Source organism: Alteromonas sp. G4i13 (genome assembly GCF_054960505.1).
In genome coordinates this window covers 1-431 of record NZ_JBHNYX010000131.1, presented here as the reverse complement: position 1 = coordinate 431, position 431 = coordinate 1, and the positions used below count along the sequence as shown (strand labels likewise).

The following is a 431-nucleotide window of genomic DNA, read 5'->3' as shown; positions in this document are numbered from 1 at the left end:
TCAGTATCGCGGAGTTGAAGTAGATGATCGCGTTGGCAAGCAATCTTGCACATTCATTCCAGATAGCGATTTCACTCTCGTTTTTGCCTCGGAACTGATCGCCATTCACCGACGCAATAGCCCGTCTCAGGAAGTGCCACGCTTCTCCCCGGTTAAGGGCACGCTGAACGTACTGCCGCAAACTGGCATTGTCTATGTAATCCAGTAAATATTGCGCTTTGACCAGTCGATTATACTCCGTCAGCGCCTGTAATGTCGGGTGCCCCGAAGGATAACCAGACAACTTTCTTACCAGCATTGCCTGTGTCGTTCGCTTTGTCTGAAGTGACAGAACAATGCGCCTAATATCCTGCCATCCCGTTTCGATGACATTCGTCCTGATGGGCTTTTTCAGGGCAAGGTTGGTGCCGCCGTGTTCATTTTCAGTTACG

1 protein-coding gene is annotated in these 431 nt (G+C 50.1%); it reads right to left on the bottom strand.

Going from position 1 to position 431, the window contains the following annotated elements; translation table 11 throughout:
• Positions 1–431, bottom strand: a 431-nt coding sequence (locus tag ACFI6J_RS21620) for a Tn3 family transposase (protein WP_462586410.1), incomplete at both ends; no start/stop codon positions are given.